The 20234-nt window shown below is 53.5% G+C and carries 20 protein-coding genes, 1 tRNA gene and 1 pseudogene; 3 read left to right on the top strand and 19 right to left on the bottom strand.

What is annotated here, in order from left to right:
• The 3 genes from VKV29_RS13265 to VKV29_RS13255 all read left to right on the top strand — a co-directional run.
• A partial coding sequence (locus tag VKV29_RS13265) for a transposase (RefSeq protein WP_324201791.1) occupies positions 1-716 on the top strand: 716 nt, incomplete at its 5' end.
• Positions 717-731: 15 nt separating this feature from the next.
• Positions 732-1592 carry a sulfite exporter TauE/SafE family protein gene (locus VKV29_RS13260; RefSeq protein WP_324201790.1) on the top strand — a complete coding sequence of 287 codons (861 nt, stop codon included), beginning with the start codon at positions 732-734 and terminating at the stop codon, positions 1590-1592.
• 26 nt (positions 1593-1618) lie between these two features.
• A complete protein-coding gene (locus VKV29_RS13255) occupies positions 1619-2680 on the top strand; it encodes a HEAT repeat domain-containing protein (RefSeq protein ID WP_324201789.1) in 1062 nt (353 codons plus the stop codon).
• On the opposite strand, the gene VKV29_RS13250 is transcribed toward VKV29_RS13255, so the two are convergent.
• From VKV29_RS13250 to VKV29_RS13160, 19 genes and pseudogenes are all read right to left on the bottom strand, one after another.
• Positions 2672-2745, bottom strand: a tRNA-Pro gene (locus VKV29_RS13250). The genes VKV29_RS13255 and VKV29_RS13250 overlap by 9 nt on opposite strands.
• Before the next feature lie 82 nt (positions 2746-2827).
• The gene (locus VKV29_RS13245; RefSeq protein WP_324201788.1) at positions 2828-3694 is read right to left on the bottom strand and encodes a dienelactone hydrolase family protein; all 867 of its coding nucleotides are present in this window, start codon (positions 3692-3694) and stop codon (positions 2828-2830) included.
• Positions 3695-3705: 11 nt separating this feature from the next.
• Positions 3706-5058: a S1C family serine protease gene (locus tag VKV29_RS13240; protein ID WP_324201787.1), complete on the bottom strand. Its 1353-nt coding sequence runs from the start codon at positions 5056-5058 to the stop codon at positions 3706-3708.
• Between the two features lie 28 nt (positions 5059-5086).
• Positions 5087-5887 carry a zf-HC2 domain-containing protein gene (locus VKV29_RS13235; protein ID WP_324201786.1) on the bottom strand — a complete coding sequence of 267 codons (801 nt, stop codon included), beginning with the start codon at positions 5885-5887 and terminating at the stop codon, positions 5087-5089.
• A gap of 23 nt (positions 5888-5910) precedes the next feature.
• Positions 5911-6477 carry an RNA polymerase sigma factor gene (locus tag VKV29_RS13230; RefSeq protein ID WP_324201785.1) on the bottom strand — a complete coding sequence of 189 codons (567 nt, stop codon included), beginning with the start codon at positions 6475-6477 and terminating at the stop codon, positions 5911-5913.
• A gap of 131 nt (positions 6478-6608) precedes the next feature.
• Positions 6609-7523: a class I fructose-bisphosphate aldolase gene (locus VKV29_RS13225; protein WP_324201784.1), complete on the bottom strand. Its 915-nt coding sequence runs from the start codon at positions 7521-7523 to the stop codon at positions 6609-6611.
• Between the two features lie 527 nt (positions 7524-8050).
• Positions 8051-8359: a hypothetical protein gene (locus tag VKV29_RS13220; RefSeq protein ID WP_324201783.1), complete on the bottom strand. Its 309-nt coding sequence runs from the start codon at positions 8357-8359 to the stop codon at positions 8051-8053.
• 101 nt (positions 8360-8460) lie between these two features.
• Positions 8461-9372: a hypothetical protein gene (locus VKV29_RS13215; protein WP_324201782.1), complete on the bottom strand. Its 912-nt coding sequence runs from the start codon at positions 9370-9372 to the stop codon at positions 8461-8463.
• A gap of 84 nt (positions 9373-9456) precedes the next feature.
• On the bottom strand, positions 9457-10260 hold the full coding sequence (locus tag VKV29_RS13210; RefSeq protein ID WP_324201781.1) for a hypothetical protein: 804 nt from the start codon (positions 10258-10260) through the stop codon (positions 9457-9459).
• A gap of 293 nt (positions 10261-10553) precedes the next feature.
• Positions 10554-10898 (bottom strand): annotated as a pseudogene (locus VKV29_RS13205) (peroxiredoxin family protein); the annotation flags it as partial.
• Positions 10899-10910: 12 nt separating this feature from the next.
• Positions 10911-11129, bottom strand: a complete 219-nt coding sequence (locus VKV29_RS13200; protein WP_324201780.1) for a hypothetical protein — start codon at positions 11127-11129, stop codon at positions 10911-10913.
• The gene (locus tag VKV29_RS13195) at positions 11130-12548 is read right to left on the bottom strand and encodes a S41 family peptidase (protein ID WP_324201779.1); all 1419 of its coding nucleotides are present in this window, start codon (positions 12546-12548) and stop codon (positions 11130-11132) included. It abuts the gene before it with no gap.
• Between the two features lie 35 nt (positions 12549-12583).
• Positions 12584-13954: a S41 family peptidase gene (locus VKV29_RS13190; protein ID WP_324201778.1), complete on the bottom strand. Its 1371-nt coding sequence runs from the start codon at positions 13952-13954 to the stop codon at positions 12584-12586.
• A gap of 132 nt (positions 13955-14086) precedes the next feature.
• Positions 14087-15328, bottom strand: a complete 1242-nt coding sequence (locus VKV29_RS13185) for a glycosyltransferase family 4 protein (RefSeq protein WP_324201777.1) — start codon at positions 15326-15328, stop codon at positions 14087-14089.
• A gap of 4 nt (positions 15329-15332) precedes the next feature.
• Complete coding sequence (locus VKV29_RS13180; protein WP_324201776.1) at positions 15333-16466, bottom strand: glycosyltransferase family 1 protein; 1134 nt, start codon at positions 16464-16466, stop codon at positions 15333-15335.
• Entirely contained in the window at positions 16467-17117 is a 651-nt protein-coding gene (locus VKV29_RS13175) for a glycosyltransferase (RefSeq protein ID WP_324201775.1), read from the bottom strand.
• A 14-nt stretch (positions 17118-17131) separates the two neighbouring features.
• Positions 17132-18460, bottom strand: coding sequence for a hypothetical protein (locus VKV29_RS13170; RefSeq protein WP_324201774.1), 1329 nt, complete (start codon positions 18458-18460; stop codon positions 17132-17134).
• Positions 18457-19422, bottom strand: coding sequence for a glycosyltransferase family 2 protein (locus tag VKV29_RS13165; RefSeq protein WP_324201773.1), 966 nt, complete (start codon positions 19420-19422; stop codon positions 18457-18459). The genes VKV29_RS13170 and VKV29_RS13165 overlap by 4 nt, the downstream gene beginning before the upstream one ends.
• Before the next feature lies 1 nt (position 19423).
• Positions 19424-20234 (bottom strand): NAD-dependent epimerase/dehydratase family protein (locus tag VKV29_RS13160; RefSeq protein WP_324201772.1); only part of this gene is annotated, 811 nt, incomplete at its 5' end.

Below are 20234 nucleotides of genomic sequence, written 5' to 3'. Positions count from 1 at the left end.
ACTGGAAGCCCTGCTCGGCAGACTTATGTTTTCGTGACGGTGCCTTTTCCCTGCACGTGGTGGTGGAAGCCGACGCGCCTGAACCTGTTTGTGAAGGGGTTCTTGGTGTTGACCTGGGCATCGTAGAACTCGCTACCGATAGTGAGGGTAACTCCTATTCGGGCGAAGCCGTCAAAGCCGTTCGCTGCCGTCTCAAGCGCCTCCGTAGTCTGCTTCAAAAGCGGGGCACAAAGAGCGCGAAACGGCATTTGAAGAAACTTCGTGCGAAACAGTCTCGGTTTGTCAAGAACACCAATCACGTGGTTTCCAAAACCCTTGTTCGTAGCGCAGTACAATCGCGAAAGGCACTCGCTCTGGAAGACCTCCGTTGTCTTCGCGACAGAGCAGAAACGGTTTCTCGCGAGATGCGATGGCTCCTCGGTAACTGGGCTTTTCTGCAACTGCGTCAATTTATCGCCTATAAAGCAGAGACGGCAGGAGTGCCTGTGGTTCTAGTAGACCCGCGCAATACCTCTCGCACCTGTTCTGTATGCGGACATTGCGCCAAAGCCAACCGTAAGAGCCAGAGCCGGTTCCACTGTCAACAGTGTGGCTTTGAGGCGAATGCTGATTTCAATGCGGCGAGAAACCTCAAAGCACGGGGCGAATGTTCAGACGCCCTATTGTGTCGGTTGGAGGCACACGCTTCCAATCAGGCACAAGCCCCTGCGCTTTAGCTAGGGGTATCTGACATGGGGTTCCACAAATATCTTTTACTGCTAGGTGCCGCCTTTATCGCCGGAGCCGTGAACGCCGTGGCGGGTGGCGGCACCTTGCTAACCTTCCCCGCTCTGCTGTTCTGTGGGGAACTGGCAAACGTGGCCAATGCCACGAGTACCGTTGCTTTATGGCCTGGCATCTGCAGTAGCCTATTCGGGTATCGTAAAGAGTTAAGCAATGTAGGGCCGGCCCTGTGGTTTCTCGGCGTTCCCAGCCTCATCGGTGGCGGGTTGGGCGCGTTGCTGTTTGCCCACACCAATAACGCGCTCTTCAGCCGTCTTGTGCCCTATCTCATTTTTATGGCCACACTCCTTTTCATGGCGCAAAGCCCCCTTTCTAATTGGATAAAGCGTCAGAGCGAGAGGCGCCAACAGAGCGCTTTGGCGCCTAAGGAGCCGCGCGATATTCCGCTTTCCTGGTATGGAGTAAGCTTTTTTCAGTTCTTCATCGCTCTCTACGGGGGCTACTTTGGAGCAGGCATAGGCATCCTGATGTTGGCCGGGCTTAGCCTCATGGGCTTCACCAACATTCATCTGATGAACGCGCTCAAAAACATCAATGCCATTCTTATCAACTTTGTGGCCATTCTCGTTTTCATGGTCGAGCGCACGGCACCGGGGCAGGGGGTAGGCCCCCACCATGATCGGCTTATCCATTGGCCTATCGCCCTGTTGATGATGATCGGCTCAATAGCCGGAGGCTATCTCGGAGCCGATACGGCGCGACGTATGGGGCAGCAGAATGTACGTCGGCTTATTATTGTTATTGGGCTTCTACTTACCCTTTGGCTGCTGGTGCATCCGCCCGGAGGCAACGTTCCCACCGGCCACTAGCGGTTCAATGGAGAGGAGTTTCTGTGATGACACCTTCCTTTCAAATACAAGAGGGATATGGGCAACCGCCGCCGATGTTTGCACAGGAGATCGCGCAAGGGCGTAGCGTGTTGGCAAACGCCTCCCCAGCGCGGCTGCGGGCGGAGCTGTACCATGCGAAAGGCAGCCTCAACCGCCTTCTTGTTTTGCTCTGGCACAAGGACGAGCGGGTTCGCACGGCTGCCGCGTTGGCGCTCTCTGGGGGCGATGGGCATCGAGCCTACATTCCCAGAAATGGGCATTTTGCCGGCGCCTTACTACGTCGCCTCGCCGGCCAAGACATCGCCTCTACACCGCAAGAGCGTTTAGAACAGGTGTCACAAGCCCTCCATACCCTACTGGAACAGAGCGCAAACGACTTGCGTGGCATGGCCAACATGCACTACTCCTTTCTGAGCAGCGCGCTCTATTTGGCGTTGTTGGGAACGTGTCGAGATGCCATGGCGAGTGTGCGAAGGCTGCGCGTGGCTGTGGCGCACAGGGGACTTTGCCGGCTGCTCTATGAGCTAAAGCAACCAAGCGTTATGCGGCGGCTGAATGCGCAAGATGCGGCGGCGTTGGCCCATGAAGCCGCTTTGGCGCTTGCGGCCATACCGCCTCAGGAGTTGTTGTGTTTCTGGCATGGCCTTATGCAGGGCGATAGACGCCGCCGCTTGGCCTATGCCGAGGCCCTTTGGGCCTTCTCCGATCGTCGTGTCGTGCCCTACCTTCTTCAGGCGTTGGAAGGACAACACCCTGACGTCGCGATCCACCTTGTGCGTTGTCTAGGCCGAATGGGCGACCCGCAAGCGCTTTCGGCTCTGGAGAAATTGGCCTATGCTCGACATCGGGCGCTGCGTCAAGAGGCGGCTACAGCAATGAACCAGATTTTACGGGGGCTAGAGAGACGCCCGAGCCGTCTGTTGCTACGCCCCGCCGCCCCGCCCGATTTTGAGAGGCAGCTGTTACGTCCTCTAAAAGAACGACGTGAGACCTTGTTGGAACCGGAGGAGTTGCTGCGCTCGTACCCACAAGAGGCGCGCCTAGCGGAGGAGAAGGAATCGGGGTGACTGGATTTGAACCAGCGACCTCAGCGTCCCGAACGCTGCGCTCTACCAAACTGAGCCACACCCCGAAAGACTCTGCGAAACTGTTGACGATTCTCAAGTATATAGTTTTCATGCCCTCTTTGTCAAGAGGGCATAGGGTCCGCCCGATCAGCTCTTGAGGTACTTGGCGAACCAATCTAGCGTTCTTTGAAAGGCTAATTTGGCGGCTTCCGGCCGATAGGTTTCACGGGTATCGTTGTTGAAGGCATGGCCGGCCCCCGGATATTCATAGATTTCGGCCGTTTTATGCGCGGCGGCCAGAGCCTCCTGGAACTTTTTAACCTCCGGAGGAGGGATCGCCTGATCTTCTTCTCCGAAGTGGCCCATAAGAGGAACCTGCATCTTCGGAACCACATCAATGGGGTATTTAGGCTGGTTAGGGGTAGGGGTGCCGGAGATGCGCCCATAGTAAGCCACTACCGCGTTCAAGGTGGGGTCTTCGGCTGCCAACAGCATAGCAAAGCGCCCACCCCAACAAAAACCAACAACGCCTACTTTCTGATTGGAGGTGGGCAGTTGACGCAGATAGCGCGCGGCACCTTTGAGGTCATCTAAAATCTGTTGGTCGGGGATTTTATTGACGAATTCCAAAAGCGAACCGAAGCCACCGGCGGCGGAGGGAGGAGGGCCTTCCTGTGTAAACAGATCGGGTGCTAAGGCGTTATAACCGGCCGAAGCGATGCGACAGGCCACATCGCGAATATGGTCGCTCAAGCCAAAAATCTCATGGATAACGATGACGCTGCCGCGTTTCTGCTCCTCTTTAGGTTGCACGAGGAGAGCACGAAAGTGCACATTTCGTGTTTTATCGTCCACCTCGATCTCTTGTTTGATCAGGTTCGGGTCGTGAAGCCCTTGGCCGGGCGCGTCTTGAGTGCCGGCACCCTTCGCTACCATACCAATGACCATCGCACAGGTTCCTCCCAATAATGTTCGGCGAGAGACCCCACCTTTTGGTTCGTCCTGTTGCGTCATGCAAAACTCCTTTAAGGGTTATGTCGTTCGCTTCGACGCTCTCTGTTGTGCCTATCATCATGCGGTAGACTTAAGCGTTGCATCTGCTGAAGCTGCTTATCGTCTGGCCGTGCCTGTACGATAAGCGTTGTTAGGAACGGTTTGCCGTTTCGCTCGGCCCGTATCTGAAGTTTTTGGCCAACGGGTAGCGTTTCGCTGAGGGCGGGGATTTCAAAACGCCCTCGTAGCGGTCGCCCATCTATAGCGGTAATCCAATCGCCTGGGTGCAGTCCCGCGGCGTCGGCAGGACTACCCACAAACACGCTGCCAATCTGTATGCCGTGCTCGTCTGCCTTGCCGGGGATAAAGCCAAACCAACCAAGGGGAGGCAGCGAACGAACATCTGCGGCGAGTTTGGCCACTTCGGTTTTCAGGGTATCTGCCGGCAGCGCGAAGCCGATGGTGGTGATTTTGCCGAGCATAGGGTCTAGAGGGCCTTCGGGAGGTGGGCCGGGTTCGGCAAATGGGCGGAAGAGATCGTTTGGAGGCCCGTTAAGCGCCCCCACCACCATGCCTATCACGTGCGCATGGGCGTCAATAACCGGGGCACCACTGGCGCCCGGCCCGATCACCCCTTGCAGTTGAAGGAGATTGTTGTAGTGGAAGCGACCATCGGGCGAGCGTGCCCACAGGTTGTGCGCCGTTACCATTCCGAGAGTAGGCACTTGCGAGAAGCCAGCTTGGTTGCCGAACACGAGCACCAGACTGCCCGGCGGCGCGACGCTATCCTCGCCCCAGTCAAGGGTTGGAACGTCGGTATCTTTAGGAAGTCGAAGCACGGCCACGTTGTTTTTATAGTCTACATTCATGCCGATAGCAGGCACCCATTTCCCAGCATCCGTGATGACGATGGGGTGAGCCATGCATCCCACCACTTCGGCCGTAGTCACCACCAGGTCTTTTTGAATAAAGAACCCGCTGCCCGTGAGCCTTATCGGGGGGGTATCGCTGGTATAGATGGTGTAGGTCTGTATAGAAGGCTTAGACGGTTTAAAATCGCGCCCTTTAGGAAGGGGTGGAGGGCCGGGAGAGAAGAACAGAAAAGAGCCTGGTGGGAGGGAAAAGCCTTGTGGAGGGGGGAAGGGAGGTCTGCCTGGGCCGCCAAATGGTCGTGCCCAGCCGTGAATGGTCACCACACAAACGCGGGTTTTCGATATAAGCTGAGCAAGCTCAGCGGAAAGCTCTTGCAGGAGATGTGTATCGGTTGGAGCCTCTTGCTGAGGGGGAGAGGACTGTGGCGCAGCAGAACTTCTCTCTAGTAACAATAGCCCTCCCAACCCCAATACAATGGGCAAGGCAGCAAACGCAAGACGTTTTCGGCGCATGGTTGCAAGAGCACCTGCTTTCAAAGGTTTAGTAGATGGTTTGGCGATCTGGCGAGTCGGGTTGCAAGCCCGTGAGAACAAACTGAGCTTCTGCTGTTGTATTTCTAGAAGCAGAGGGTACCTTGGCCACTTGGTTCGATGTTGCCGTAGAGGCTCCCGACTTATTATTTGCCACTACCGGAGCGTTGGAAGCGGGCACGACCGACGCACGGTGTTTAGAGACCTTCGATGTCGCCACATCTCTATGCGTGCTGTTATGCTTTTGCAGAAGATGTTCTTCGGAGGTTTTAACGCCCTGATGCTTCTTCGCGGGTGGCGTTGTGGCCGCATCGCCCTCATCGGTAGAGGCGGTCGCGTTATCTAATCCAAGCAAGCTAGTGGCAACGGTGTCGGAGTGAGGGGGGGCGGTAAGGCTCGGTTCCGAAGTGAGGTTAGGTGAGGGAACCGCGGTACCAACAAACGCCGGCGGTTTTGGGGTCTGCTCACGCGAGAGAAGGCGTCCGGCCAAAAAGCCCGGTAAAAGAAACAACAGGGCGAGCAGTACAACGGGTATCGTGTGCCTTTTGGAGGTTGCCGGAATCAGCTCTTCTTGCACGAGGCGTGCGCGCAGTGTATACCAACCCGAGCGCGGTTCAGGCACTTCGGCGGAGCGGGCAACCTGGAGCCATTGGTGTGTCTCTTTCATGCTGGCAAGCTCGGCGCGGCAGCTTTCACACACGGCTAGATGGCGCTCAACATCCTCCATGCGCTCTTCAGGCAAGCGCCCTGTAAGGTAGTCCCACAACAGCAGTTGGGCGTAACGGCAGGTCAAATTTTCAAAATCTCGCATGGTTTTGTCCTCTCCCGTCTCCATTAGGCTTTCAAAAGCGATTCAAGCCTCTCCCTAAAGGCGCGTCGAGCGCGAAACAGACGGAGTTTAATGCTGGATATAGAGCAATCGAGAATCTGGGCTATCTCTTGGTAGCTCAGCTCCTCAAAATCACGCAAAACGATCACCTCCCGATGGGCTGCCGGTAGAGCGGCCAACACGCGACGCACACGCTCTTGGAGGTCTTGTTGCACAACGAGGTCGGCTGGGTCGCGTCCTCGCTGGGAGTTGTCGGGCCGGTTGGCGAGCTGGTCATCGAAGGGAACCTCGCGTCGTCGCATTCGTGTTTTATAGCGGTCACGGCAGAGGTTGCTGGCGATCTTGATGAGCCAGGTCAACAGGTTGCACTCCCCACGAAAATTGGGCAACATGCGAAAGGCGCGCACGAAGGTTTCCTGCATCACGTCGTCGGCCTCATCGGCATCGTTGAGCATGCGGTAGGCGTAGCGATAGACGGCACGTGAGCAACGGGCATAAAGCTCTTCGAAGGCTTCCATGTTGCCTTCGCGGCATTTTTGCGCCAGCTCTTGTTCTGATAGCCCAGATTTCACTTTTCATCCTCCCAACATCGCAGGCACGCTTGGGATCACCGGCCACTTGCCTGCAGTCCGAAGCACCTTTCAAATAGATAGACGACGCAGGCCCCTCGAAGTTATCTTGATGTGCCAACTTTTTACAAAATCTAGCTTGCATAGATGTCCATAATTTTATGGAGCAGCCGAATGGCCTCCGGTTTAGGGCGTTGGAAGCTATTTCGGCCGATGATGGAGCCGAAGCCGCCCCCATCACGAATGGCACGTATCTCATCCAGGAGCTTTTCCTCCGTTTCAAAAGCACCACCGGAAAAGATGACGATGCGTCGCCCTTTGAAAGCACACTCCACCACATGACGTACCCTATCGGCCAGCGTCTCGATGGGGATTTTTTGCGCCTCGTAGACCTTTCGGGCCGCCTCCTGCTCGATATAGGCAGTTGGCAATTTCACCTTAATGATGTGCGCACCCAACTGTGCAGCGATATGGGCGGCATAGCCTACCACATCTATAGCGGTCTGGCCTTGCTGGCTCAACCCGGAACCGCGTGGGTAAGACCAGATGACTACGGCAAGACCGTGGCGCTTGGCTTCCTCGGCACAGGCACGAATTTGACTGTACATCTCAAGCCGATGAGCCGAACCGGGGTAGATGGTGAACCCGATGGCTACACACCCAAGCCGCAGCGCGTCCGCCACGCTCGCCGTGAGGGCCTGGTTGGGGTCCGCTTCGTCATAGAGCACATCGTGGTCGTTGAGTTTGAGGATAAGCGGAATCTCGCCGGCATATTCGCGGGCGCCGGCTTCGAGGAAGCCCAGAGGGGCGGCGTAGGCGTTGCAGCCGGCCTCGATGGCCAGCTCAAAATGGTAGCGCGGGTCGTAGGCCGGTGGGTTCGGACCGAAGCTGCGTGCAGGCCCGTGCTCGAAGCCCTGATCTACCGGCAAAATCACCAGTCGTCCCGTTCCCGCCAAACGCCCGTGGTTCAGCAATCGCGCCAGGTTGGTGAGGGTACCTGGGTTATCGCTGCCGTACCAGCTCAAAATCTCTTTTACACGCTCCGTCATCCTGTTCTCCTACTCGCTCCTTTCTAAAGATGCACCATCGCTTCTTTCTGTTAATACGTCTTAAAACAGCATGTTTCCTTCTAGAGAGTGGGTATTTCCGAAAGAAACGGTAAAAGTGCCTCGACAGAGGCGGATAGAGTGAATGAGATGAACTTACGTGTGGGAACTGGCAGAGAAGGACCTGCCGCAAGCCGCTGTGGCGTGCGTGGCTTTAGCTTCTACAATGGTTTGAAATAGGGTAGAACAACACCACTAGGGATCAGGCCCGGCGCGTTAAAATCAGCAGCACCTAACAGATAGATAGACGACCGGAAGCCTAAAGGCGAATGTGCCTAATGTCCCCTCCAACGCGTAGCGGAGAGGGCTTCCAACGCAATCGCACGCTTCGTGCATTCGGCCTTCGCAGCAATCCAGCGGGAAGTTGACTCGATTATGCGCTAACTATCAACAATGAAAGGAGAGAGTGCTTCCTCCGCACGGCTAAAGCCGAGGGTCTCGCACTTCAAGGCCTACGCCCTCCCCCTTGTTCAAGATGACATGGTTTCCGTGCACACATTTCTATGAATGTGATTTTCGAGGATCGTCACTTCGGCGATGAGTTGCTTGAGGGTTTGTCCATATCCTTGTGCCATCACCTGCGGCAGCGGGGTGAACCACAAAGCCCCTATCAGCGCGCACAACCCTAACCCCGCCTCTACCTTCATTCGCCGCAGCGTGCTTGTGTGCTGTTTTTGTACTTTTTCGAGCTTAGTGTTTGTTGCTTGCAGCTCTGCTTGGGTCGCCTGCAACTGCTCTTGTAGTTTCATGAGTATCTGTTCTATATGTTTGTCTGTCATCGTTGGTATCTCCTTGTAGGATCATTCCCTTAAAGAAAAGAGGAGGAAAATGGGAGGCAGAGGAGGCGGATACCCTTCTCTACCTCCCATCTATAGAGCGCTTATGGGACGTGGTAGTAGTCGGGATTGCCATTAAAGACTACGGGAAATCCAGCTGCCCAACCTTCCCAGGCGCTTTCATTGTTGCCATCGCCACCACTCACCGAGGAGAATACACCAGAAGCTGTGTTAGCATGGCCTCCGGTTATCGTGGCAAATGGAGCAGTGATCGCATTGCCCATCCCCACTACAATCCCTGCAAAGGAGGTGCGCGTATTTCCCACGCCCATGATGAGGTTGTGAGATGCACCGTTGATAGGGATTGGGACTGGACGGGGTGGGAATGGTATTATTCTGAACTGAGGACTGGGCTTACCGCCTGAATTGGCCGGTGGGCTTGTTTTTGGCGCATCCTTGTCCTTAGGAACTATCCTTTGGATAGCCGATGGGGGCGGAGGGGGTTCATCGTATCCGATGATCAGGTTGCCCAACCCATTTCCTTTCCAGTCGTTGATACCGTAGGGATCGTTGGGGTTGCCGTTGGTTGCTCCCAGGCCGTTCTGTACCCACAGATTGGCGTGGATGACCTTTACATCTGGTCCGTGAATGTCTACTTTGGCTCCATAAGGGTCTTGGATGATCATGCCGTTGTTATCGGCAGTGATGTACTGCGTCTTGATCTTCAACGTTTGCACGTCTTGGGCCAGGGTATCGTAGCCTTTGGCCATCACCTGAGGCAGCGGGGTAAACCACAAAGCCCCTATTAGGGCACACAACCCTAGCCCCGCCTGTACCTTCATCCGTCGTAGAGCTGTTGCGACCTTCTGTTGGGAGGTCTTTAGCAGAAATTCGGTATCTGCCAGATGCGCCTCCGAGTCGGCCAACCGTAACTTGGTGGTGTCGTGCTCTTGCTCAAGAGCCTCTAGTCGAGCCTGTAGTGCAACTACCTGCTCTGTTAGTTTCTCCATGTTCATTTTCACATGCCTCCTTAGAGTTGTTTTGATGAGTTGCTGATGTCGTCTGTAAGTTGAAGTGGGCACAAAACCATTGGCGAAAACCTACTTCCCGTTTGAGCGGCGACGCCTGCGATGGGTTGCATAAAGCCCACCTACCGCCATCGCCAGTGCAGCCCAACTGCCCGCCTCCGGTGTGGCTACATTGGCCGTCACCTCCACATTGTCTACCCCCATGTTGATGGGACTGAGGTTGTTCGCCTCCCCAAAACGCAACTGATACGTCCCGCCACTTGCCAACGTCCCCGCCTGCAGCAACGATGTGAGGTCAAAGCTGTAATGCGTGTAGGCGTTGGGCAAACTCCCCCCATCCACCCCCTTGTAGAAGGTCTTCAACACATCCCCACTCGCCGTGGAAAACGGGTTGGCGCCCCCACTCAACAGGTCTACCCGGGCGTACTGCACGTCGGCGAAGCTGCCTCCGGCCGTGTAGTCCATGACGTTTTCGGCGCTATCGCCGTAGAGAGGGCCTAAGCCGGACTGGTCGTTGACGAAGAGGTCGAAGGAGAGGGTAAGTTGCAGGGTATGTTTGGGGAGGGTAAAGGATTGATAGAGCACGTCGGTGCTGGGGAGGGCGTCGTCGGAGACGGCATAGAAGAGATCTCCGTTGGGGTTGCTGGCGGTGGGGAAGCCGTTGACGGGGGTATTGGCGCCGGGGATGCTAATGTAGAAGTTGTTTTGGTGGCCGGTATCGTTCGGGTTGGTTTGGACGGCGAGGTTCCAACCGGTGAAGTTGCCGGTCTCGAAGTCTCCGTTTTTGAGCAGGGAGACAGGCTTCGCTAGAGCCACCGAGGTGGCCGTCAAAAGCAGCAAAGATACGGCCAAGGCCGCGACAGAGAAACTCTTCATGTGTACATGTCCTCCGAATGGCGCTTTTGTCATGAAGGGCTAAGCCCAGAGCGCTCACCTAGTATGTATATCTCGCGTAGGGTCTTTTAAAGACCTATACGACTATGATAACACATGTTTTTCAATTCGAGGTGTGACATATGTCACAAAAGGGGTGTGAAATATTTCACATAAAATTGCTAGCATCGCAATTTAAAGATGGATTGGTAGAGGGTAACAAACAAAAACGCCTCCTCGCAAACCGCGTGGAGGCGGCTATTCGAGGCAAGCGCTATGTTTTGTACCGAATCGGCTTATCGTGGGAAGGAGTGAAATTTTTGGGGTTTGTTCGTAGAGGCCTTGGGGGTTAATAGTTGCTGAACCATTTGGACGGCTTGAGACACATCCTGCGCTTGCCCTACATAACGATGTTCCCTATCGAGAATGCGGATATCCGGTATTCCCTGTACACCGAAACTTGTTGCGACTTTGCCATCATTATCGCCTAACAGAGGGTAGGTAAGGCCATGACGCTTCTTAAAGCTTAGCAGTTGCTCGCGTGTTGGGTTAGCCCCTTCAGGCACGGCAATGCCAAGCACCTGCACACCTCTCTTTTTGAAAGCCTGCCAAATCTCTTTTTCCACATGAGGAGCCTCCTCATTACAGGTCCCTCAGTAGTAGCCGTAAAAATCGAGGACAATGATCTTGTTTTTGAACTGAGACAGGCTCATGGACTTTCCGGTGGCATCATGCAGCACGAAATGAACAACGTCACCGGGTTTATAGGGGCCTTTCGGTTGTGCTAAGGAGCCCAGCGCAAGCACCATTACTATAGCTGCCGCGCAAACGGCTCCTACAGCTTTGAACGGATGGTTAATTGGCTTTCCCATCTATTTCCCTCCTGTGGTCGAGGATGTTGCCGCCGATTTTGCCGCTTCCGCCGTAGTTTTCGGGCTAAAAGCCTCTTTTACCGCAGCCGTAGCCTGCGCGATGCTCATGCCATTAAGGCGGTCGCGTAAGAAGGTGAGGGCAGCCTGCAACTGTTTGTCATGGGCTTTATCGTTAAGGCCTTGCCAGTTCGGCTCCGGCAGCACCTCGATATCGGGCAGGATGCCACCGGTACCGGGAATGCGGTTGTGGTTTTCATCCTGCTGGTAGTTAATGTCATAGTGCTTAGGGGGATAGTAGAGCGCGGTGGTAAGCCTAAGACAGGAGCCGTCATCGAGTTGGAAAAGCGTTTGTACGCAGCCTTTTCCATAGGTGCGCTGCCCGATGATCGTTCCCGCCCCGTAATCCTTAATGGCACCGGTGACGATTTCGGAGGCGGAGGCGCTGGAATCGTTGACCAAAACGACAAGCGGCACACGGTGTTTATAGGGGGTATTCACGTTTTCGAGTTTGCGCCCTTGCTCCTCACCGTCCCCTTCATGGATGATCACCACGTTGTTGTGGAGGGCGAGCACGCTGTTTTTCGGGATGAAGATGGAGGCGATCTCCACGGCCTTTTCAAGTAACCCACCGGGGTCGGAGCGAAGGTCGAAAACAAGGGCGCGCATACCTTGCGCTTGAAGGGCTGCGAAGGCCTTGTTAAGCTGTTCCAGGCTCTTTTCATTGAATTCGGAGAGGTAGATGTGGCCGATTTTGTATTTTGGGTCTTCCATCCAATACTTAACGACGGGAGGTTCCACGCGCGCACGGGTGATGGTAAATTCGATGGTTTTATTTCCCCGTGCCACGGTGATGCGCACTTTCGTACCTGCCGGCCCCTTGATCAGCTTCACCACGTCGTTAATGTCCATACCAACCACAGAGGTATTGTTGACGCGGGTGATCACATCGCCTGCCTTCATTCCAACATGTTCGGCCGGGCCGCCTTCGATCACCTCATCTACAATTACGCGCGGCGGGTCGGCTCGGAGCATGGTGCCGATGCCCTCAAAATCGCCTCGGGTGGTTGTCTCTTGAAACTGCAGCCATTCGTCCGGATCGAGGAAGCTGGTGAAGGGGTCGTGAAGCGTCAGCAACATACCACGGATGGCATCGTAGGTAAGTTGGCGAGTTTTGTTTTCGCCTATGCTGCCGTAGTAATATTTGCGCAGCAGCGATAGCCCTTCGGCGTACATGGCCTCAGCATCGGCCGAGTTTTTTGCGTTCTGTGGGGCTTGTGTGACATCATCGCTCTGAAGAAAGCGAACCGGATGGAACCTCGGCTGAAGGGCGGACTGCGAAAGACTTTTGCTGGCAAAACCGGCCAACAAGGCCAAGAAAACCACGCTAACGATTAGAGGACCCGCAATCTCACGTTTCATAGGTTTTTTCCTTCACGACCCCTTTTATTTTCGGTCTATTCTGCACGTTGGATGGCTGCATCGGTATCCACCTGGTTGGGCGTCAAAGAGATGTCTGGCGTTAGCCCCCGGCTTAGGTCGGCACCGGTTGCCGTTAAAAGGTGCGCTGTGGCGATCTCCATTGCAGCTCCATCTGGGAGTGGGGCATAGAGTTGCAACACATCATCGCCATCGGTGTGGGTGCCCACGATTTGCGCGTGAGCGAGGTCATGCAGTGCTGCTGCAACAAACTCGGCGATATTGGCCGTGCCGGCATCTACAAGCACGGTGATCTTTTGGATGGGGAGCTTTTGGGAAGCCGTTATCATTACCGGCGAGCGGTCGTTGGGGTGTTTTTCGATGATGCCGGCTTTGCCGCCGCCGGTCAGCTCTCCGATGAGAGTTTGTGCTGCGTGCCATCCGTCAAGATCGGGGGCGTTTATGGCCTCCACTCCCCCTGGGTTCTGACGCAGGTCAACGATCAGTCGCTTGAGGCTGCCGGCGCTTGCCAGAGCCTTTTGAAAGGCCTTTTCACTCTCTTGGTTGAAGAGAAGAATGCGCAGATAGCCTATTCCATCCCCAAGAGAGCGGTAAGAAACGGGGGGCACCACGGTAAGCGCGGTGGTGACGGTCTTGGTAAGGGGGTTGGCCTCGCCAGGGCGCACAATGGTTAGTTGGTGGGTTTGCCCGGTACCGGTAGTTAGGAGTTCAATAGCTTTAGAAAGGGAGTAGCCATCTTTGAATTTATTGGCAACATTCTCAAGCTCTTTCTGTTTGGCAGCATCGTTTTTACCGGCCTCATCTTGAATGCGGTTCACATCGGCGAGGATAGAATAGGCAATAATCCAGTGCCCATCAATGTGGGTAATGCGGTCGCCATCTTGCAGACCGGCCTTTTGCGCGGGACTATCGGGCATCACATCGGTTACGGTGAGGTAGCGATAGTCTACATCCTTCTGTTTGGTTTGCAGGATGTTTAGCACCGCTCCAATGCCGTAAAAACGACCTTGCAGGGCATCGGTATGTGCTTGCCCCAAAGAGGGTTTCAGGAAGTCCGTTTTGGGATCGTTGAGGGAGGCGAACATGCCGGAAAGCGCACCGTCGCCCAACGAGGTCTCCGTGCCATAGCTGCGCACATAGTCATGCCGCACATGCTCGAGCACGCTTTCGAAAACCTCGGCGGGGGGAACGTTCACGGCTTGTAAGGCGAATCGCCCATCTGCAAGCTCGATGCCGGCAAGGTGTCGTCGGTCACTGGCGATGAGCCGCCGCAGGCTCCATAAAGAGGTGTCTGCATGCGAGGCCATTTGGCGCCCAACCCAAAAAGCGCCTGCCGTTACCACGGCTAAGCCCGTAATGGCACCGATACGACGCAAAAACTTTTTCACTTGTGCCTCCCCTCACAGTCTTGGCAAGGGCGCGACCGCATCCGTTTTGCCTTTCCGAAGAGATTAGACTGTAGAAGTAGCTTCATCGTTTTAGGTTATTTTTATTATACTCCGGCGTGTGAATAGAAGTTCTCAGTGGGCGGATCGTTGTGACTGCACTCTTTCAAAAAGCGCTCCATAGCGTCGGGCGACCTCATGGCAGGTGAAATGCTGCACCACGTAGTCTCTACCGGCACGCCCCATTTCGTCGGCCAGAGGGCGATTTTCATAAAGCGCTTGTAGGGCAGAGGCGAGCGCTTTGGCATCTTCTGGAGGGATGCACAGCCCGCAGCCCGCCCTCTGAATCACGCGATGCGTGTCGCTTTCCGGGTCAACTCCGGCGATAACGGGGCGTCCAACTCCCATGATGGTAAAAAGTTTGCTGGGAACCGAATCCTCCGTAAGTCCCTTGCGTAGCGGAATCAGCCCTACATCGGCAGCGGAGTAGAGTTCCGGTACCCGTTCATACGGTTGTAGGGGAAGAAAGATCACGTTATGAAGCCCCATGGTTTTGGCGCGATTTACCAACGCCTCTTTAGAGGCCCCGTCTCCTACAATAAGGATGCGGAGGTCGGGCAGATTTTGAAGACAGAGGGCGGCCTCAAGCAAAGTCTCTAAGCCCTGCGAAAGCCCGACGTTGCCGGCAAAAAGCGCCACGAACTTATCCTCCAAACCGTGCTCTGTACGAAAGGCGTTCTGGCGCGGCAGGGGACGCACAAAACTCTGATCAATGAAGTTGGGAATGACCTCGACCTTCTGTTCGGGAACCCCTTTGCGCAGCAGATTGGCCTTAAAACAGTCTGAAATAACGCTGACGGCGGCCGCTTTTCGGTAGACAAAGCGCTCCATCCATTCAAAAAAACGGATGGCCGTTCTGTTTTTCAACACCCCAAGACGAACCGCCACGTCGGGATAGATGTCTTGAACGTTATAGATAAACGGCACGCCCTTAATGCGGCTCAATGCCCATGCGGTGATGCCGTTGGTGAGCGGAGGGGAGGGAGCAAGGATAGCATCGAAGCGCCCGATGAGCAGCCCTGCGATGCCGGAGGTGAGGTTAAAAGAGAGGTAGTTCAGCAGGCGACCCCAAAAACTGGTCTTTTTCGAAGGAACATAGAGATAGACGCGATGTACTCGCATAGAGCCTATTTGCTCTCGTGTCCACAGTTTGCCTCGATAGGCCGGCCAGATGCGGTTTTGATCGTAATGGGGCATACCGGTGATTACGACGACCTCATGTCCTTGACGTGTCAGCTCCTCTCCTAGCAGCGTCATAAGAATGGCATTGGTGGCGCTTTCTGGCCGGAAGTAGGTTGAGAGCATAAGGATGCGCACCTATCTACCCTTTCCTGTTCGTGTTTTGTAGTACCGCTTTATAGATCGCCAATGTCTCTGCGGCGGCCTTCTTCCAAGAGAAGCGTGCCACATTAGCATACCCCTTCTGGCACAAAGCCTCGCGAATCGTCTTGTCATCAAGGACGGTTCGTAAAGCAGATATAAGCGATTCCTCGGAGTATGGATCGAAGTAGAGAGCACCCTCACCGGCGACTTCGGGTAAGGAGGCCGTCTGAGAACAGACAATGGGGATGCCAGCCTGTTGTGCTTCCAGAATGGGAAGGCCAAACCCTTCGTATTTTGAGGGAAAAACGAAGAGCGTAGCCTCGTCTAAGAGAGCGTTAACGATATCGTCGCTAACGTAGCCTGTGCAGATTACCCGATCTCCTAACCCAAGCCGCTCAATTTTATGTTCTATCTCTGAGCCGGGAGGTGTATGCCCCACCAATACAAGACGATGGGGATAGATAGATGTGATCTTTGCGAACCCTTCTAGCAAAAAAGGAATGTTTTTGTGCGGGCTAAGGCTGCTAAAGGCTAGAAGATAGGGGCCATCCAAGCCGAATCGCTCGCGTAATTCATGGAATTTCTGCTTTGGGCAAGGCGGGCGCGCTTTAGGGGCCTCATGTATGACACAAATCTGCTCTTTCTTTAAGCCGATATGCTCTACTAGCTCTCGGCGAGTAAAATCCGAAACGGCGATCACTCGAGCAGCCCTCCGTGCTACTCGAGGTACTAAAAAGGCTAACATGAGACGCCGGGATACTTCCATCTGATCCCCAAATGCAATGTAGTTCAGATCATGGACTGTGACAATATGGGGACAGGCGAGGCGTAGAGGCCCAACGTATCCACAGGAATGCAGTAACTCAATGCCCTCCTTCTTCGCACGTTGAGGCAGTTGAAGCTGCTCATAAAAATAGCGTGCTCTTCGATTGCTAGCCCGTACGGGGCAGACCACTCTACGGAAGTTCTGTGCGTCGGTAAAGAAGAGGTTCTCGGCTTCCTGATTGACAAAAAGGCAGTACTCATTCTGTTTATCAAGGGATGCCAGACCCTGAATTAACCCCTCCGCATAAGTTTGCGTTCCACCTACGTGGTTCGGTAGAAGGTATAGTAGGTTAAGCCCAATACGCATCTAGAGAGCCTTTCTAGCAATATTGTACGATGGAACTGCTTTCGAGCTGTCCTCTATTGATAGAGGTGCAATGTCCTCAATGGAGCGATGTCTAAACTTTCGCTGGAGTTCCACGAATGTCAACAGTTGGCGTTGGAAAACGCAGCTCCCAATAAAGTCCATTGCCCAACCGTAATGCTCAAAAAATATGTCGAAGTTTATACATAGAACCTTATGTGTTAGAAGAACTCTTTCGCACAACACTCGTGAGATATTCGCATCTGCAAAGCGATAGTTGACAAACAAGAATGGAGGTGGCTCCGCGACCTCTTGAAGTGCGCGGAGCACATCAGCTAAAGCCTCTGACTCCATTCGATCATGCTCACCGAAGAGCCAGCAATATTCCGTAATGCATTTTGTTGCGGCGTTGAGAACATTGTGTCCTAAGTCTAGCCGACGAGGATTTTTATAATTAATAACAAACGGATAGTGCCTATTTATCTTCTCTATGACAGCTTGATAGGTGAAGTCATCAGTATCATCTGTAATGAGGATGGGCACGGAAAACCCTTTGTCTGCCGCGACTACAGAAAGCAAACAACGCTCTAACTGTTCAGGGTGGTGATGGGCGCGAATGGAGATACCTAATTGTTTGTTTGGATGTGTAGGCACCTTAGGGTTCTCCGTCATGTTGAGACCGATCGCAGATTCGATCTCTGTATTTGTTGGCCGGCTTGCGTATAGAGAATTCTCAGCCTGCAAATAACTTCAATGGCTAATACAATAAAGCCAAAGAACAGCGCATCTAAGGGAAAATCAAAAAAGGCGAGAAAGGCAGGGGCCGCTACGATGAGCATGGCATAGAGCAGCACGCGCGGATGTTGGTAACCTTGGCGTGGGGAAAGTGTATTGATGCGCGGGAATACGATGGTATACAGGAACGCTATGAGCACTGTCGCCGGGTTTAAAAGCCCTGAAAGGACTACGCCGATCCATCCAAAATCAGCAAAGTAGGGTACACCAGCGAAGGCTGGAGTGAATCCTTTTTGCGCCTCGCCAGGGTAGAAAATATCGTTGATCAGAGTGATTCCATAGGAATAGGGTTTATTCGGATACAAAGCCCGCGGAACGATACGCCAAAAGCTGGAAAAGAAGATTTCACCGTGATAGAGAGGAATTTGACCGTTGAGATAGCGTTGATAGTACATGGCGGCATTTACAAAATAGTCTGAATAGGTGGCGACCTTCATCAGATTGAGGCCATGCATGGAGCTTGTAAAGTTATAAATTAATAACAGCAGCGAGACCAACGTCAATAAGACAAATGTTACCCCTAAATACCGAAACCGACGTATCGCCAAAATAGTGAGCAAGTAGGCTGTGTAGCCAAGAATATAATCCTTCGACCCTAGTAAATAGACACCGAATAGATAGAGCGGCAACCGTGTAAAAAAAGCTGTTAGAGATGATGTATAGATGGTACCTAAAACAGTAGCTAAGGCTAAAAAAGTAATACACAAGGCGTACCACTCACCTGCTCCTGTGCGGTGGAACTGATAGCCCATCCGTGGGTTGAGAATCCATGGGATAACACCATAATCATGACGTGCTAACAGAACAAAGCATACTAAAAACAGTCCATAAAAGATATCTGCAGCAAGACGCATCCGCGCTGGGCGTGCAGGATGACTCTCTAAATGAAGCCAACTTTCTAGTAAGTCACGCACCCGTTGGTCGGAGAAAATATGAACAAAAAAGATGAGTGCTGCAAACGTAAGACTATCGTGCACGTTCTGGACAATCAAAGCATACTGAAAGTAGGGATTGAAGAGTCCCCCCCTCAATAGAAAGAGCGGCCCGGTAAGTGTAGTGACAATTTGTGGAGGAATTGTGAAGAATGCATAGATTGTCAGAAGATTAATGCGATCTAAACGAAAATAGAAGGTGAAGTAGAGAGGAGGAAGAATCAGAAGCCCTAGCCAAAGGAGGAGATTGAGCATATAGAGCAGGATCATCGGTAACGCTCCTCTGAAGCCTTCCCCATACGCCCCTTGAGAAAGTCCACAACTCCGTTGATCATCGCACGTATTTGCCTTCTCTCACCCTTGATAAGTCTCAGAAGTCCCCAGGGGAGGCGTGTTACGAAGAAGTATATAAAAAAGAAAATAAGGGCTGCCGGATTATTCTGGTGCTTGCGCATGAAATAGAGGCGGTTACGTGTGCAGTAATACACAGTAAGGGGCGACATTTTGCCTCCACTTGTGCTACTTTCCTTGTGGTAGACAACTGCTTGAGGCACAAATTTCACCTTGGCCCCTAGGTGTACAGCCCGGGTAATTAGGTCTGTGTCGTCGTAATAGATGAAGTAGGCAGCATCATATGTGCCGATACGTTCCAAGAGGTCCCTCGGAAAGAGAGCGGCGCAGGTGCTTGTCATCTTTCCGTAGACGATCTGTGAAGTGTGCTCATCGTCCAAACGGTTGTAAAAGAGGTCACGGTGCACGCCTCGCCAGTAATCAAAGTCACCAAAATGGTTATTAATGCGTTTAGGGGCGTCGTAATAGAGAATTTTCGGAACTATAATGGTATCCGGCTCTGCAGCCTCCATAAGGTGGGTGAGAAAGTGCGAATCTACTTCTGTGTCGTTATTTAGTAATAGCACATAATCGCACTGCTGCTCAAGACACCACATAATGCCGGCCTCGTTCCCACCAGTGATGCCCCTGTTTTCGGTGAGGCGTATGAGATGAATATTGGGATAATTTGCGGCAACCCAATCGGCAGAGCCATCGGTAGAGGCGTTATCAACGAGCACAATCTTTACCGAGGGATAGACGACATCTGTGAGAGATTGCAGGCATGCGGGCAAATAGTTGCCTCCGTTGTAGTTCACAAGTACAATACCTACGACAGGCAGGGTGTGAGTAGATCGGTGCTCTCTGGCCTGTTGGACGGTTACTCCCGGCTGTTGGTTCATACTAACCCCGCATCAATCCACGCTGGCGCATCTGTTGGAGCGATTCCTCATAGCCTTGTGCCTCTTCGTGGTGGGTTTCTGCCCATCGTAAAAAGTTTTGTAGCCCCATGGGAAATGACCATCGTGGTTCGTAATCGAGAAGCTCTTTGGCTCGTCTAAGGTCTGCGATATTGTGGCGGATGTCTCCCAGACGATAGGAGCCCGTTATCTTGATGAGCGACCGGTTGCCGAAAAAGTGATTGATGCGTTCAGCTACCTCGCGCAAGGTAGTTGGTTGACCACTGCCGATATTCACCGTATAGACCCCCTCTTGGGGAGTTTTTAGTGCTTTTACAGTGGCCTCAACGACATCCTGAACATATACAAAGTCACGGCTTTCTTCTCCATCCTCAAACACATAGATCGGTTTTCCCTGCCGTGCCTGCCCTGCAAATACGGCGAGTACCCCGGTATAGGGGTTGCTAAGGGATTGTCCAGGGCCGTAGACATTCTGAAAGCGCAAGGCATAGGCTGCGATACCTCGTGCTTTTGCAAAAAGTAGGATCATCTGTTCCTGTATCTGTTTGGTTAAGCCGTAGAAGGAAGTCGGTTGATAAGGGGCACCCTCATCGGTAGGTAGGGGACGACAGAATGAGGGGCAACGTGGGCAACGCGGCTCAAAGTTCCCTGCGTCCATGTCTTCGACGAGGCGCTCTTTCGGATAAACGACACCGTGAGTTTCACAGAAATACTTTCCCTCTCCATAGACCGCGCGTGAGGAGGCTACCACAATGCGTTGAATGCGACTGTCTCTAGCGTTCATCAAATAGTCC

The organism is Chthonomonas sp. (genome assembly GCF_035294165.1).
Lineage (GTDB): Bacteria > Armatimonadota > Chthonomonadetes > Chthonomonadales > Chthonomonadaceae > Chthonomonas.
The sequence above is the reverse complement of the archived record's forward strand: the minus strand, read 5'-3'. Positions and strand labels throughout refer to the sequence as shown.

What these genes read in the sequence shown, in the direction of transcription:
- VKV29_RS13235 (WP_324201786.1), bottom strand. Translation starts at nt 5,887, where the DNA reads ATGCGAGATTTTGAAAATTTGACCTGCCGTTACGCCCAACTGCTGTTG.
- VKV29_RS13170 (WP_324201774.1), bottom strand. Translation starts at nt 18,460, where the DNA reads ATGATCCTGCTCTATATGCTCAATCTCCTCCTTTGGCTAGGGCTTCTG.
- VKV29_RS13220 (WP_324201783.1), bottom strand. Translation starts at nt 8,359, where the DNA reads ATGACAGACAAACATATAGAACAGATACTCATGAAACTACAAGAGCAG.
- VKV29_RS13255 (WP_324201789.1), top strand. Translation starts at nt 1,619, where the DNA reads ATGACACCTTCCTTTCAAATACAAGAGGGATATGGGCAACCGCCGCCG.
- VKV29_RS13215 (WP_324201782.1), bottom strand. Translation starts at nt 9,372, where the DNA reads ATGAACATGGAGAAACTAACAGAGCAGGTAGTTGCACTACAGGCTCGA.
- VKV29_RS13195 (WP_324201779.1), bottom strand. Translation starts at nt 12,548, where the DNA reads ATGAAACGTGAGATTGCGGGTCCTCTAATCGTTAGCGTGGTTTTCTTG.
- VKV29_RS13200 (WP_324201780.1), bottom strand. Translation starts at nt 11,129, where the DNA reads ATGGGAAAGCCAATTAACCATCCGTTCAAAGCTGTAGGAGCCGTTTGC.
- VKV29_RS13210 (WP_324201781.1), bottom strand. Translation starts at nt 10,260, where the DNA reads ATGAAGAGTTTCTCTGTCGCGGCCTTGGCCGTATCTTTGCTGCTTTTG.
- VKV29_RS13245 (WP_324201788.1), bottom strand. Translation starts at nt 3,694, where the DNA reads ATGACGCAACAGGACGAACCAAAAGGTGGGGTCTCTCGCCGAACATTA.
- VKV29_RS13165 (WP_324201773.1), bottom strand. Translation starts at nt 19,422, where the DNA reads ATGAACCAACAGCCGGGAGTAACCGTCCAACAGGCCAGAGAGCACCGA.
- VKV29_RS13260 (WP_324201790.1), top strand. Translation starts at nt 732, where the DNA reads ATGGGGTTCCACAAATATCTTTTACTGCTAGGTGCCGCCTTTATCGCC.
- VKV29_RS13225 (WP_324201784.1), bottom strand. Translation starts at nt 7,523, where the DNA reads ATGACGGAGCGTGTAAAAGAGATTTTGAGCTGGTACGGCAGCGATAAC.
- VKV29_RS13180 (WP_324201776.1), bottom strand. Translation starts at nt 16,466, where the DNA reads ATGCGTATTGGGCTTAACCTACTATACCTTCTACCGAACCACGTAGGT.
- VKV29_RS13240 (WP_324201787.1), bottom strand. Translation starts at nt 5,058, where the DNA reads ATGCGCCGAAAACGTCTTGCGTTTGCTGCCTTGCCCATTGTATTGGGG.